Origin of the sequence: Pseudovibrio sp. Ad5, assembly GCF_001623095.1 — a bacterium.
Classification (GTDB): domain Bacteria; phylum Pseudomonadota; class Alphaproteobacteria; order Rhizobiales; family Stappiaceae; genus Pseudovibrio.
This window is the reverse complement of sequence record NZ_LMCH01000008.1, coordinates 20,157-33,430: the sequence shown is the minus strand read 5'-3', so window position 1 is coordinate 33,430 and position 13,274 is coordinate 20,157. Positions and strand designations below refer to the sequence as shown.

14 protein-coding genes are annotated in these 13,274 nt (G+C 51.9%); 6 read left to right on the top strand and 8 right to left on the bottom strand.

Translation table 11 applies throughout. The features are described 5' to 3' along the window. Window positions 1–4: 4 nt before the first annotated feature. The 5 genes from PsAD5_RS05260 to PsAD5_RS05240 form a co-directional block, all read right to left on the bottom strand. Window positions 5–805, bottom strand: coding sequence for an FAD binding domain-containing protein (locus PsAD5_RS05260; RefSeq protein WP_063291334.1), 801 nt, complete (start codon window positions 803–805; stop codon window positions 5–7). Between the two features lie 41 nt (window positions 806–846). After that, window positions 847–1,344: a hypothetical protein gene (locus PsAD5_RS05255; protein ID WP_063286747.1), complete on the bottom strand. Its 498-nt coding sequence runs from the start codon at window positions 1,342–1,344 to the stop codon at window positions 847–849. 3 nt (window positions 1,345–1,347) lie between these two features. Next, the gene (locus tag PsAD5_RS05250) at window positions 1,348–3,711 is read right to left on the bottom strand and encodes a xanthine dehydrogenase family protein molybdopterin-binding subunit (protein WP_063291333.1); all 2,364 of its coding nucleotides are present in this window, start codon (window positions 3,709–3,711) and stop codon (window positions 1,348–1,350) included. Window positions 3,712–3,819: 108 nt separating this feature from the next. Continuing rightward, a complete protein-coding gene (locus tag PsAD5_RS05245) occupies window positions 3,820–4,308 on the bottom strand; it encodes a (2Fe-2S)-binding protein (protein WP_057464199.1) in 489 nt (162 codons plus the stop codon). Window positions 4,309–4,501: 193 nt separating this feature from the next. Next, entirely contained in the window at window positions 4,502–5,203 is a 702-nt protein-coding gene (locus PsAD5_RS05240) for an SRPBCC family protein (RefSeq protein ID WP_057464200.1), read from the bottom strand. Window positions 5,204–5,559: 356 nt separating this feature from the next. Between PsAD5_RS05240 and PsAD5_RS05235 the strand changes: the two genes are divergently transcribed. From PsAD5_RS05235 to PsAD5_RS05225, 3 genes are read left to right on the top strand one after another with little or no spacing between them, the layout of a single operon-like run. Continuing rightward, window positions 5,560–6,765 carry a class I SAM-dependent methyltransferase gene (locus PsAD5_RS05235; RefSeq protein ID WP_446737480.1) on the top strand — a complete coding sequence of 402 codons (1,206 nt, stop codon included), beginning with the start codon at window positions 5,560–5,562 and terminating at the stop codon, window positions 6,763–6,765. A 4-nt stretch (window positions 6,766–6,769) separates the two neighbouring features. Next, the gene (locus PsAD5_RS05230; protein WP_063291332.1) at window positions 6,770–7,606 is read left to right on the top strand and encodes a TrmH family RNA methyltransferase; all 837 of its coding nucleotides are present in this window, start codon (window positions 6,770–6,772) and stop codon (window positions 7,604–7,606) included. A gap of 21 nt (window positions 7,607–7,627) precedes the next feature. Continuing rightward, window positions 7,628–8,491, top strand: coding sequence for an SDR family oxidoreductase (locus PsAD5_RS05225; protein WP_063291331.1), 864 nt, complete (start codon window positions 7,628–7,630; stop codon window positions 8,489–8,491). A gap of 67 nt (window positions 8,492–8,558) precedes the next feature. Here the strand turns inward: PsAD5_RS05225 and PsAD5_RS05220 are convergent, their stop codons facing one another. Beyond that, window positions 8,559–8,972, bottom strand: coding sequence for a GFA family protein (locus tag PsAD5_RS05220; protein WP_063291330.1), 414 nt, complete (start codon window positions 8,970–8,972; stop codon window positions 8,559–8,561). Between the two features lie 72 nt (window positions 8,973–9,044). Then, entirely contained in the window at window positions 9,045–9,461 is a 417-nt protein-coding gene (locus PsAD5_RS05215) for a GFA family protein (protein ID WP_063291329.1), read from the bottom strand. Window positions 9,462–9,665: 204 nt separating this feature from the next. Between PsAD5_RS05215 and PsAD5_RS05210 the strand changes: the two genes are divergently transcribed. Next, window positions 9,666–10,298, top strand: coding sequence for a DUF2799 domain-containing protein (locus tag PsAD5_RS05210; RefSeq protein WP_063291328.1), 633 nt, complete (start codon window positions 9,666–9,668; stop codon window positions 10,296–10,298). A gap of 41 nt (window positions 10,299–10,339) precedes the next feature. After that, window positions 10,340–10,792, top strand: coding sequence for a YtoQ family protein (locus PsAD5_RS05205; RefSeq protein WP_063286740.1), 453 nt, complete (start codon window positions 10,340–10,342; stop codon window positions 10,790–10,792). Window positions 10,793–10,896: 104 nt separating this feature from the next. Here the strand turns inward: PsAD5_RS05205 and PsAD5_RS05200 are convergent, their stop codons facing one another. Further along, entirely contained in the window at window positions 10,897–12,372 is a 1,476-nt protein-coding gene (locus tag PsAD5_RS05200; protein ID WP_063291327.1) for a methyl-accepting chemotaxis protein, read from the bottom strand. Between the two features lie 163 nt (window positions 12,373–12,535). On the opposite strand from PsAD5_RS05200, the gene PsAD5_RS05195 reads away from it, so the two are divergent. After that, window positions 12,536–12,952 (top strand): GNAT family acetyltransferase, encoded by a 417-nt coding sequence (locus PsAD5_RS05195; RefSeq protein WP_084405915.1) that lies wholly within the window; start codon window positions 12,536–12,538, stop codon window positions 12,950–12,952. Window positions 12,953–13,274: the final 322 nt, after the last annotated feature.

Here is a 13,274-nt window from a genome sequence, read left to right as displayed (position 1 = left end):
TGTGTTAGCTGGATGCCGCGACAGCACGCTTTGCCATGACCGTCACCAGATTGGCGCGGTAGGCAGCGGTGCCATGAAGGTCTGAGAGCATGTTGTCAGCAGATGGTGCCATGCCAGCAACAGCATCAGCAGACCAGTTGCCATCCAGAGCTTTCTCCATGTCAGGCATGCGGAAAACACCATCCTGACCTGCACCTGTCACAGCTACGCGAGCACCCGCTCCGGTCTTTGCTACAAAGACACCAGCCATTGCGTAGCGCGAGGCAGGATTGGGGAACTTTGCATATGCGGTGTTCGATGCGACCGGGAAGACAACCGCGGTCACGATCTCATCTTCATCCAGCGCTGTTTCGAACATACCAGTAAAGAAGTCCTGCGCAGAGAACTCACGCTTGTTGGTCTCGATGGTTGCCCCAAGAGCCAACAAAGCTGCCGGGTAATCCGCTGCCGGGTCATTGTTGGCGACAGAGCCACCAATCGTACCCATATGGCGGACATGCGGATCACCGATTGTGCCAGCCAGATCAGCCAGTCCGGGAAGGGCTGCCTTGATATCTTCATTGGCCGCGACATCTGCATGGCAAGTTGCTGCACCGATGCGGATTGAGCCATCAGCCTGCTTCACAATGCCGGAAATTTCTCCGATGTGGCGCAGATCAATCAAGTCACTGGGTGCTGCCAGACGTTGCTTCATGGTTGGGATCAAGGTCTGACCACCAGAAAGCAGTTTGCCGTCATCAGCATTTTTCAGCATTGCCGCAGCATCTGACACTGTTGATGCGCGATGATATTTGGTCTCGTACATTTTTAGCCTCCCATCCCCTAAAGGGGTCTTTGGCAGAGTTGCTATGAGTTAAGTTCAGACAATTCAGTTTTCGGGTACGGAATAGCTTCCAGATCAGAAAAGAAAATCTTGCGATTTTGCTCACCGTGGATCAGTTGGCCAAGCCGTGCAGCTCTTTCAAACAGAACTGAGGCTTCGCCTTCTTCCCCTGCCAGCAATGTGGCGCGTGCCAGAAGTTCAGAGGCATAGGCGTGATCAAAGTCTGCCATATCCTCTTGATGAACCTCTGTCAGGTCCATGGTCTGCCGGGCGTAACGCATTGCTGCTTCACGGTTTCCAAGCAGAACATGGATACGACCTACCAGCCACAAGCCACGTTGGTGATGGACTTTCGTTCCGGCCTGAAGCCAGTGCCAAAGGCTGGCGTGGGCGACATGGAGCATCTCGTCATTTTCCTCGGGCGAGCGGCTCTCATTTTCTAAGAGAGCCCATGCGCGCTGATTGAGTTCGATGGCGATGAACTTGTGATCCAATGTCGATTTAGCGCCAGCCTGTGCCATTGATTACTCCGCTGCCTGCTTCATGCCGTTGTCCTGAATGAGCTGCCAGACGCGGTTTGGCGAGGCAGGCATATTCATGTCACGAATGCCAAGGGCGTCCGTTACGGCGTTGATGACAGCAGGTGGTGACCCAATCGCGCCAGCCTCTCCGCAGCCCTTCATGCCGAGCGGATTGCCCGGGCATTCAGTGACTGTGGTTTCCAGCGTGAAGGATGGCACATCATCCGCACGCGGCATGGTGTAGTCCATGTAAGAAGCTGTAAGCAGCTGACCATCTTCGTCATACTGGGTGTGTTCCAGCATGGCCTGCCCGATGCCTTGCACCAAACCACCGTGCACCTGACCTTCCACAATCATCGGATTGATGATGGTGCCGAAGTCATCAGCTGCGACAAAGTTCTCGATGGAGACAACGCCCGTATCCGGATCAACTTCGACCTCACAGATGTAACACCCAGCGGGGAACGTGAAGTTTGTTGGATCGTAGAAGGCGCCTTCCTTCAGGCCCGGTTCCATGCCTTCCGGCAGGTTGTGGGCTGTATAAGCTGCCAGAGAAACTTCGGTGAAGGTGAGTTTCTTATCGGTTCCGGTGACTTTTAACTCACCGTTCTCGATTTCGATGTCTCCTTCAGATGCTTCCATCAGGTGCGCTGCGATCTTCTTCGCCTTCGCTTCGACCTTGTCGAGTGCCTTGGCTATCGCAGACATACCAACGGCACCAGAGCGAGAGCCATATGTGCCCATGCCCATCTGCACTTTGTCGGTGTCACCATGGACGATGGAGATGCTCTCCGTTGGCAGGCCAAGCCGGTCAGAGACCAACTGAGCGAATGTGGTTTCGTGGCCCTGACCATGGCTGTGCGACCCAGTCAGAACCTCAATGGTTCCAACGGCATTCACACGAACCTCAGCAGATTCCCAAAGACCTACACCTGCACCTAGTGAACCGACAGCTTGAGATGGTGCGATACCACATGCCTCAATGTAGCAAGACATGCCAATACCGCGGAGCTTGCCAGCGGCTTCGGATTGAGTGCGACGCTGAGCAAAACCATCATAATCGATGGCCTTCATGGCTGCATCAAGAGAGGCTTCGTAATCACCGGCATCATAAGCCATGATCACTGGTGTTTGATGCGGGAACTCGCGCACAAAGTTGATACGGCGGAACTCAGCTGGCGCCATGCCAACTTCTTTTGCAGCCGTTTCCATCATGCGCTCAACCACATAGGTGGCTTCTGGACGTCCTGCACCGCGATATGCATCCACCGGAGTGGTGTTGGTGTAGACCGCTTTCACATTCGCGTAGATGTTTGGAATGTTGTACTGGCCCGACAGCAACGTCGCGTACAGGTAGGTTGGTACAGAAGATGAGAACAAAGACATGTAAGCGCCAAGGTTGGCGACTGTCTTCACACGGAACCCGGTGATTTTGTTGTTCGCATCCAAAGCCAGCTCTGCGGTGCTGTGGTGATCACGACCATGCGCATCTGTCAGGAAGGCTTCTGTGCGGTCGGAGGTCCACTTGACTGGACGGCCAACGCGTTTTGTTGCCCAAAGACAAGCAATCTCTTCAGGATAGATGAAGATCTTGGAGCCAAAGCCACCGCCAACATCCGGCGCAACTACGCGCAGCTTGTTCTCAGGTGCCACGTTGTAGAACGCGGAGAGTACCAAGCGTGCCACATGCGGGTTCTGAGAGGTGGTGTAAAGCGTGTAGTGCTCTTCTGACGGGTCAAAATGCGCCAGAGCAGAGCGTGGTTCCATCGGATTTGGAACAAGACGGTTGTTGTCAATGTCCATCCGAGTGATGTGCGTAGCGTTTGCAAACGCTTCATCCGTTGGAGCTTCCTCGCCGATCTCCCAATCGTAGATGAGGTTGCCAGCGGCTTCCGGATGGAGCTGTGGTGCGCCATCTTTCAGAGCATCAAGACTGTCAACGACAGCTGGCAGGTCTTCATATTCCACCACAACAGCTTCGGCTGCATCACGTGCCTGCTGCTGAGTATCAGCAACAACAACTGCGATGGCCTGACCGACATAACGGACTGTTTCCGACTCCAAAGCACGGTAAGCGCCCATGTTCATTGGAGAACCATCTTTGGAATGGATCATCCATCCGCAAATGATGTTGCCGATGCCGTCTGCGACCAGCTGATGCCCGTTTAAAACCGCATCAACACCCGGCATTTTCATCGCATCATCTGTGTTGATGGACTTGATGCGAGCATGAGCGTGTGTTGAGCGAACGAAAGCGGCGTGACCCATGCGTTGCATGGTCATGTCGTCCGTGTAGCGGCCATTTCCGGTAATAAATCTTTTGTCTTCTTTGCGCAGCACTCGTGCGCCGATTCCTTCTGCTGTCATTTCCATCCCCTCCCGGAAGGTTGACTTCAGCAACTGTTCATAGGCTCCAGCAGTGCAACGCACCTGAAATAAGGTGCAGCTGGATCAATGATCAGTTGAATTTCCGAATTATTCTGCGGCTTCGAGAACTTCGGCCATTTCGTCAGCTGCGGCTTTGATTGCCTTGACGATGTTGTGGTAGCCGGTGCAGCGACAAATGTTGCCTTCCAGCTCATGGCGGATTGTTTTCTCGTCGAGATCTGTACCCAGGCGATCAATCATATCGATTGCGGACATGATCATGCCAGGGGTGCAGAAACCGCACTGAAGACCGTGGTTTTCCTTGAAGGCTTTCTGCATGATGTGCAGTTGGCCATTTTGGGAAACGCCTTCAATTGTGGTGACAGCAGAACCAGTTGCCTGAACAGCAAGCATACTGCAGGACTTCACTGCTTTACCGTCCATGTGCACGAGACATGCACCACACTGTGAGGTGTCACAGCCGATGTGTGTTCCGGTCAGTCCCTGATTTTCGCGCAGAAATGTAGACAAAAGAGTGCGGTCTTCGACCTCACCAGAAATCTGCTTTCCATTCACCGTCATAGAGACAGTCGTCATGGTTTTCCTCCCTCAAAAAAGCCTGCAATTTCGCGTCCGCAGACTATGAAGCCAACAGCCTTGGTCAGGATCTCCCGTCCTATCAAGGCAGTTGGTTGTAATTTAGGCCATTGGCCTTGTTATTCGGCGGGGCCGTTAGCTTACAAAGCACCCTCTACGCGCCTTGCAATCTCCGACCGCCAAATTCCTAGTTTCAAAGTAACCAATAAAGAGCAATCAAAACAACCAGAGCCATAAGGCCCCAACCTAGCGGACCACCTAAGAATCCCTTGCCCGCCGCAACTTCTACCTTCTCCTCAACGTCTTTGACTGCATCTTCCAACGCATGTTCAGCATCAGCCATGGCTTCAACTGACCCTTCGATGGCATGCTCGTTTGCGATAGACTTGGCTTCCTCGATCAGACCCTGATCCAACTCAACAGCTTCTAGCGGCTCGTCCTTGCCTGCTACCGGAGTTCCACCGAGTTCTCTGTTCAGATTCGAGAAGAACTCCTCAGCCATCTTCTTGGCAGTTGAATCGATCAACCGGTTTCCCAATTGAGCAAGTTTACCACCGACCTTTGCATTAACCTCATAACTCAAAAGAGTGCCATCCCCACTCTCTGACAGGGTTACATCTGCCGAGCCCTTCGCAAACCCTGCAACACCGCCTTTGCCTTCTCCGGAAATTTTGTAGGAGTTTGGCGGGTTCAGATCAGAGAGAGTTACTTCTCCTTTGAACTTGGCTTTGACCGGTCCCACTTTTGCTGTGACCGTGGCAGACATCTCAGTGTCGGAGGTTTTTTCCAGGCTATCGCAACCGGGAATACACTTTTTCAGCAATTCAGGATCGTTGAGAGCTTCCCAAACCTTTTCCTGACTCGCAGGTATTTGCTGCTCTCCAGACATTTCCATGGATTGGCCCCCTCGTTCTTTTCAGTGCTTCCTTTAGGTAGGCTCCACGCCTTAAGGTCACTTTTGCATTCCACGTCATGTAGATTGGACTTAAATCGAGGGAAAAGACAAGTACCTCTCGTGTTAAAATTGTCATGGATGCTCAAAACTTCTTTTCAGAACACAACGACGTTTTATACGTCCTGCATTATGCTGGTGTTCCCACGCTGTGGATACTCACTTAACGGTAAAGAGCTTGTTTTGCGCTAAAGCGTTGACCCGAGGCCCGCATCGCCTTAATGCCTTTTCATTAAATAAACGAATTCAGCGTGAGGCTTTGTCTCGCGTTTGTGCGCAGAAAATCAAAGGCAACATCCTTGAGCAAATCACCCAAAGGCGGCGCTCCACGAACCGGCAATGCGCAATCCAAAAAAGGCGGAGCACGGAAGGACAACGGTCCGAAGCGTGGTTTTTCTGCCAAACGCGATACCCGAGATAATCGGGACCAGAGAGAGGCGCGCAATCCCCGCGACACTCGTGGTGGCAAGAAAGATAGCGCAGCAGCAACGCGCCCGATCCGGCGAGACCAAACGCGCAGCGCTCCAGCCACCACGGTTGTTGAGCCCATTGTACGCGAACATAAGCCAACATCTGCCCGCTTCACCACCCCTGCCAGCGTTTTGCCTGTGATGGTGGAAATGAACGGTTGGGACGATTATGCCCTGCTGGATATGGGACACGGCCAAAAGCTTGAGCGCTATGGCCGCTATAAGCTGATCCGCCCTGAAGCGCAGGCTATGGGGGCCCCTCGCCTGCCAGAAAGCGAATGGAAAAGCGCAGACGCTATCTTTACCGGTGACGTTGAAGAAGAAGGCCCAGGTCGCTGGAAGTTTGCAAATCAGGTTGATGAGATCTGGCAGATGAAATACGGCCCAGCCACTTTCAACGGCCAGTTCATGTCTTTCCGTCATGTGGGCGTGTTTCCTGAACAGGCTGCACACTGGGACTGGGTTGGCGAGCAGATCAAAAAAGCAGATCGTCCGCTCAAAGTTCTCAACCTGTTTGGATACACAGGAATGGCTTCGCTGCTGCCTGCTGCTCTTGGCGCGCAAGTCACTCATGTTGATGCTTCTAAAAAGGCCATTGTCTGGGCACGTGAGAATCAGGAGTTATCCGGCCTTGGAGATAAGCCAATTCGCTGGATCTGTGATGACGCCATGAAGTTTGTAGAGCGGGAAGTGCGCCGCGGAAACACCTATGACGGCATTATCCTCGACCCGCCGAAATATGGCCGCGGGCCGAATGGAGAGGTCTGGGACTTCTTTGAGAGCGTACCGCACATGTTGGCGTGCGTGCGAAAGCTGCTCTCGCCCAATGCGCAGTTCCTGCTGATGTCCAGCTACGCCATCCGCGCCAGCTTCCTGTCTTCTCATGAGTTGATGCGTGAATGCCTTGATGGTTTGCCGGGCACGATTGAATCCGGTGAGCTGGCTATTCGCGAACTTGATGGACCACGATTGCTCTCAACCTCCCTATTCAGCCGGTGGAGCGCACCTGAAAACAATAAGGCTGAGGGAGCATAACCCGATGGAAACCAGAGATAATCACCGTGCCGGTGCAGTAAAGCAGATCACCTCACATTCCAATCCGATTGTGAAGGAAATTAAAGGCCTTGTTGCTCAGCGCAAGAATCGCAAACAGTCCGGATTGTTCGTTGCTGAAGGCCTGAAACTGGCAACCGATGCATTGGAAGCAGGCTGGGGTGTGCGATATCTGGCGCTTGGTCCTGAAGCTCGTGAGAACAAGATTGCGCTAGAAGCGGCTGCGAAAGCAAAAGCCCGTGGCGCCCTCATTCTTGAGGTGAACACGGCTGTGCTTGGTGCGATCACCCGCCGTGACAACCCGCAGATGGTGGTTGGTGTTTACGAACAGCAAACTATGAAGCTGAGTGACATTGACCCGAAAAGTGCCACGACGTGGATCGCGCTCGATCGTGTCCGCGATCCCGGTAATCTGGGAACCATTATCCGCACCGGCGATGCGGTTGGTGCGACTGGTGTTATTCTGATTGACGAAACAACTGATCCATTTGCTGTTGAGACTGTACGTGCGACAATGGGCTCTCTGTTCCATATGCCACTTGTGCGTTGTACTGCTGATGAGTTCGTTGAATTCCGCAAGAGCTGGTCCGGACCTGTGGTTGGCACCCATTTGCGGGGCACAAAGGACTATCGTGCTGTAGATTATAAAGAACCTGTCATTTTGTTGATGGGCAATGAGCAGGCTGGCCTGAGTGATAAACTGGCTGATACCTGCTCTGATCTGGTGAAAATTCCGCAGGCGGGGCAGGCTGATTCAATGAACCTGGCTGTTGCAACGGCTGTGATGCTTTATGAAGTGCGCAGGAACTATCTGAAGCTGTAAACGTAAGCCGGGGGGCTTGGAATGCGCTTGTTGATTTTGGGAGCTGGATATTCAGCTCGCCACTTTGTGAAAATGTACGGGACCGAGTTTTCCTGGATTGGCGGAACGACCCGCTCTCCTGAGAAAATGGAGGAACTGCGGTCCAAAGGGGTTCAGCCGATCCTCTTTGACGGACAAACAGCAAGCGATGAGCTGTTGGAGGCTATTGCCACTGCAACTCATATTCTGGTTTCTGCCGCTCCAACGGACGATGGTGATCCTCTGCTGAATGCTGCGCGTGACGCAGTTGCGAAAGCAAAGCCAACGGCGGTCTGCTATCTCTCGACCATCGGGGTATATGGCGACCACGGAGGTCGTTGGGTGACAGAAACAGCGGAGTGCAATCCAACCTCCAAACGCTCCAAGCAGCGTCTGGAAGCCGAGCACGAGTGGCTTGCATTCTCAGAAGAAACCAACATTCCAGTCAGCATTTTGCGCCTTGCCGGCATTTATGGCCGTGGCCAGAATGCGCTTTGCAATCTGGACAAAGGTAAAGCACGCCGGATTATCAAAGAAGGTCAGGTTTTTAACCGTATTCACGTGAGTGATATTGCTGGTGCTGTCCAGCATGCGTTTGAAGACAACGCCTCCGGTATTTTCAACGTGTGTGATGATGCGCCGTGTCCGCCAGAAGATGTGGTGGAATATGCTGCTCGTCTGATGGGGGTGGAGCCACCGCCAGCAATCGCCTTTGAAGATGCTGATCTTTCACCTATGGCGATTTCGTTTTACGGCGAAGTGAAACGCGCGAGCAATGCCAAGCTGAAAGGCGCTTTGGGGTATAAATTCAAATTCCCGAACTACCGGGAAGCGTTGGATTATATGTGGGAGAACGGCTGGAGCTAGAGCGTGTGAAGAACACGCCTTGATCCAACCGCTCACCTTGCACCGGTTTTGACCGCAGAGCGGATTTTTATACTGTTTCGTGTTGAGGCAGGTCTCCTTCTATCTCGTAGTAATCGCCTTTGCTGGCGCAGAAGATGTGACCTGCCAGTTTCGAGCCTGTCGGTTCTTCCAGAAGCCCAGCGCTGAAGTAAACTTCATGAGCAATCTCGGGTATTTTGTCTCCGTGATAAAACAGGCTGCTGCCGCAGTTGTTGCAAAATGCGCGCTTCGCGTAATCAGAGGAGCGGTAATATGAGATGTTCTCTTCTCCGCTCTCGACCTTCAAAGCATCAAACGGAATCGCGATTGCATGGAACGGTCCGCTGTTCCAACGACGGCACATTGTGCAGTGACATAAACCAATATCTTTCTGGGGCGCTTCAGCCTTGAATGAGACTTCGCCACAAAGGCATTTCGCTTTATAAATCCGCAAGTCAGACATATCTCTCTCCCTTAGAGCTTGTTGGGTAACCTTAGCCGAGAGCCACGGTTTGGGATAAGATCAATTTCCTCATCAATCTTCGTAGGCATATTGAGGGCGACCATCTTCAATCTCGTAGTAGTCACCCTTTGTGGCACAGAAGATATGATTGCCTGCTGTGAGGCCTGTTGGCTGCTCTAACGTACCCACGGCAATCGCAATTCGGTCTTTCCATTGAGGATGGCGGTCTGCATGCCAAAACAGGTTTGATCCGCATTTTGAACAGAAGCCGCGGCGGGCAAACTCAGAGGATTCATAGTATTTGACGGCATCTTCGCCAGAGATGAACTTCAGATCTGCCAGCGGCAAGCTGAATGCCTCAAACGGGCCGCTGCCCCACTGACGGCATTGCTTGCAATGGCAGCTGCTGACCGGTTCATTCGGCGCTTCACCTTCAAAAGTGACCGCGCCACACAGGCAGCGCCCTTTAAATTCAATGGTCTTCGTCATCTGACTTTCCAATACCTACTGAAATGAGATGGCCCCTCGAATCGAGAGCTATGCGATTCCTTAAAGAGAACATATAGCGAACATTTGTATTCAGCAAGCGTTCAGGTTAAGTCTCGTATCTGGGTTTCATAGATTCAATTTTTGTCCAATCAGATGTGCGGGGCACTACAAAGGCGATTGGGCTTTAGGGAAGGCATGTTGGGGATGCGGGTACTATTTACTGTTGTTGGACTTGGGCTGGCGCTGAGTGGTTGCGCCTCCCTTTCTGAGGAAGATTGCAAGGTCGGCGACTGGCAGGGCATTGGTGTTGTTGATGGGCGCGCTGGTTACACCTCTGACAAGCTGAATGAACATACAAAAGTTTGCGGCAAATACGGCGTCACACCGGATGTGAGTGCGTATATGGCTGGACGCACCATTGGCCTGCAAAGCTACTGTACGCCAATTTCTGGCTTTGAGCAGGGCCGTGAGGGTAAGAGCTATCGTGGTGTATGCCCAATCGCCACAGAAGAGAGCTTCAAAGTTGGCTACTCCCTGGGCAACCAGCTTTATTCAGTCAATGAGACTGCCAGTGAAGCTCAGGAAGCAGTCTGGGAAATTCAACGCCGTATAGACCGGCTTGAAGAAGAAGCACGCGGCGAAGATTGTAAGTCTGGCAAGGAAGGCAAGGCCTGCCGAAAAGCTGCTGATGCCGCCCGGACCGACTCGTATCTGGCTCGTGCGGATCTACTCCTTGCACAAAACAGGCTATTCTCTCGCGAGCGCCAACGCGATCGTGTCCGAAAAGAAGTCACCAATAAGCTGCTTGACCTTGAACCGAGCTACAACCCCTCTTAAAATTTGCAGGCAAATGCAGATTCTTAGGGGAAGGCGAGCCGATGAAAACGTGGCGTGTTTATCTTTCAGGTGAGATCCACACCGACTGGAGAGAGCGTATTGAACATGGTGCGGCTGATGCTGGCCTACCTGTTCATTTTGACAGCGCAGTGACCGATCACGAAGCCAGTGATGATTGCGGTGTCGAAATTCTAGGCCCGGAAGAAAACAACTTCTGGCGAGATCACAAGGGGGCAAAGGTGAATGCAATACGCACTCGCACGCTGCTCTCTGAGGCCGATATCGTTGTGGTTCGCTTTGGCGACAAGTACCGGCAATGGAACGCAGCCTTCGATGCAGGGTTCGCCTCAGCATTGGGCAAGAGCATCATCGTGTTGCACGAACCAGCTCTGACGCACCCATTGAAAGAAGTGGATGCAGCAGCCCTTGCTGTTGCCGAAGACCCTGACCAGGTGGTTGATCTGCTTCGTTACGTGATCCGCGGCGAGCTGTAAGCCCCTCCCAATTCAAGGGAAGACGCTGTTTCACCACGGCCCTACACTCTCCCCTCGCTATGAGGGATGAGTGTGGGGCCTTTTGTTTTTTGGGGCTCTGAACATCAAGTATTGAATGCGATGAGGGTGTTGCCCCAGTGGCGGCCTTTGACCCAGATTGGGGCTGAGACCAGTTTGATCATCATTACTTTGCCGCCCCCCATATCTCGGCGATACGTTTGCAGGCTGTATTCCTTGGTGTTCTTGCTTGCGTTCAGGCCAGCATGATCATCGAACATTCTGCGGTTACGGCAGTTTGCTGCATTCCAGAGCGGGTCATTGCCTTGCGGTTTTGAATAGTCTTTGCTGTGTGTTGGCAGATAAGCGTTCTTATCTAGCGCTGCGCAAAAGACGATGTGGTCATCGAGATCTTTGACAGGTTCCTGAATAGCTGGAAGCACCCGGTCGGTCATTTGGGTGAAAAGCGCCATGAACTGAGCTGGATTGGAGCCTTCAATTGGCGTGTAGTTGAAATCGAAGAGATCATTCACTGAGATTCGACCTGCGTCCACTTCAGCTTCAAACGCTTCCATGGTCTTGCCAGCGGTCTCTTTTGCTACTTCGATCATCTGCTGATTGAGGTTGTCGCCATGTTCGACAGCCACTTCGGCGAGAAGCGCGTCGGCGGTCTGAGAGGTTCCCAGCATCTGGCCCGAGACCTGTTCGATGCTTTCCGCATTTGTTGAGACAACACCGATCACTTCATCACGGTTGCGCAGAAGCTCTTCGGTATCTGCATCGTTGTTTGCACAAGCCGTTCGTATGGAGTCCGTATTCGCGGAAATGTTATCTACCATCGCTTCCAGTTCATGGAAGAGGTCATTGATGGATTGTGTGCTGTTCTCAGCAGTTCCGACTGTGCTAAGCGCGCCCTTACCTAAATCGACCAGGGTGTCCGCTTCTTTGCCGAGTTGGAGAATGGTCTGGTCGATCTGCTCCGTCGCAACAGTCGTTTGCGTTGCAAGAGCCTTTACTTCACTGGCTACGACAGCAAAGCCTTTCCCTGCTTCACCGGCACGGGCTGCTTCAATGGTTGCGTTGAGTGCCAGCAAATTAGTTTGCCGGGCAATGGCATCAATGGAGCTGGAGAACTGGCGAACGTTGGCAAATGAGGCCTGAAGACCTTCCAACTGCCTGTTGATGCTGCTGATGGCTGTCGACAGGCTATTGATATTGGCGAGCGCGTCGGTCACCACCTCCTGAGACTTAGACATAGTATCGCGGGCGTTAGACGTCTGCTCAGCAGTTTGTTCAACTGCGGCACTGACTTCACGGTTACTTTCGACAACGCGCCCAGACGCGTCCTGGAGGCTTTCCATGGCCATTCTCAAAGCGCCTGCAGTGTTATTCACGGCGTCCAGCTCTCCCGCAGCTGATGCCATGTCCAACGCGAGCGCATCCAATTCGCCAAACAAGTGTGCGCTATCAATGGAATTCTTAGGTTCTGCAAATTCCACCACTGCAGACTGACCGATTACTTCTCCTTGGTCGTTTGCAGCGGTTTCAGCAAGCATTTGTGTATTACGCTTAAAAAAAGCCATATCGAAAACCTCTCAATCACGCAAAGATTTTCATATTTTTACTTATAGATTATTAACCTTGTTATTATTCCTCTTTTCAATTTCAAGCTACTGTATTAAAAAGGATAATTACAAAACATCCTGTGATTATTTTTCTATTTTCGAACTACTATGCGCGGTACATATGATTTGTCGTGAAATGTGCTTATCAGATCAGGACGCAGTTATTGCTCTTTGGAAAGCTGCCGGGGTCTTCCGTGAATGGAATGATCCGATGCGGGATATCGAAAAAGCACTGGAAGGCGAACACTCTACGATCTTAATCGGTGAGTTGGATGGCGCTATTGTTGCCAGCATAATGTGCGGTGAAGACGGGCATCGTGGCTGGTTCTATTATGTGAGTACACACCCGGACCATCAGGGGAAAGGGATTGGCAAGGCAATCACGGCAGCAGCAGAAGAGTGGTTGCGGGCTCGAGGTATTTGGAAGGTCCAGCTGCTCGTGCGTGGTGATAACGCGCAGGCTGTCAGCTTCTATGAAGGACAGGGGTACAATGACACCCACTCCATCTGTTTGCAAAAGGTGATTGAACCGCTGTGAAGCATAGTTTTACGCGGTTTTCACAAGGCTCTTGGAAACAGTTGAAAGCTTGCCTGCTTGGTTTGAAGCATTCCCGAAATTTACTTGCGACACCAAATCATTAGACGTCAATACTTAGTTTTCTGATCGCCTACAGCACTCTGACAGAATTATCCCATCAAATTTAAGTAATCAATAAAATTAAATAATAAAAACCAACAATAGCTATGAACCTCAACAACTTAACTCTAAGACCCATAACAGATCCTTACTCCAACATGCGATGCACTTTAACTTGAATACGATATTCATATTACATCTGCAGGATTTTCATCGCCCTATT

Excerpts from the sequence above, each read along its gene's own strand:
- PsAD5_RS05255 (WP_063286747.1), bottom strand. The coding sequence starts at position 1,344 with ATGGCACAGGCTGGCGCTAAATCGACATTGGATCACAAGTTCATCGCC.
- PsAD5_RS05205 (WP_063286740.1), top strand. The coding sequence starts at position 10,340 with ATGAAAACGTGGCGTGTTTATCTTTCAGGTGAGATCCACACCGACTGG.
- PsAD5_RS05245 (WP_057464199.1), bottom strand. The coding sequence starts at position 4,308 with ATGACGACTGTCTCTATGACGGTGAATGGAAAGCAGATTTCTGGTGAG.
- PsAD5_RS05240 (WP_057464200.1), bottom strand. The coding sequence starts at position 5,203 with ATGGAAATGTCTGGAGAGCAGCAAATACCTGCGAGTCAGGAAAAGGTT.
- PsAD5_RS05200 (WP_063291327.1), bottom strand. The coding sequence starts at position 12,372 with ATGGCTTTTTTTAAGCGTAATACACAAATGCTTGCTGAAACCGCTGCA.
- PsAD5_RS05260 (WP_063291334.1), bottom strand. The coding sequence starts at position 805 with ATGTACGAGACCAAATATCATCGCGCATCAACAGTGTCAGATGCTGCG.
- PsAD5_RS05195 (WP_084405915.1), top strand. The coding sequence starts at position 12,536 with ATGATTTGTCGTGAAATGTGCTTATCAGATCAGGACGCAGTTATTGCT.
- PsAD5_RS05215 (WP_063291329.1), bottom strand. The coding sequence starts at position 9,461 with ATGACGAAGACCATTGAATTTAAAGGGCGCTGCCTGTGTGGCGCGGTC.
- PsAD5_RS05210 (WP_063291328.1), top strand. The coding sequence starts at position 9,666 with ATGCGGGTACTATTTACTGTTGTTGGACTTGGGCTGGCGCTGAGTGGT.
- PsAD5_RS05230 (WP_063291332.1), top strand. The coding sequence starts at position 6,770 with ATGGAAACCAGAGATAATCACCGTGCCGGTGCAGTAAAGCAGATCACC.
- PsAD5_RS05225 (WP_063291331.1), top strand. The coding sequence starts at position 7,628 with ATGCGCTTGTTGATTTTGGGAGCTGGATATTCAGCTCGCCACTTTGTG.
- PsAD5_RS05220 (WP_063291330.1), bottom strand. The coding sequence starts at position 8,972 with ATGTCTGACTTGCGGATTTATAAAGCGAAATGCCTTTGTGGCGAAGTC.
- PsAD5_RS05250 (WP_063291333.1), bottom strand. The coding sequence starts at position 3,711 with ATGACAGCAGAAGGAATCGGCGCACGAGTGCTGCGCAAAGAAGACAAA.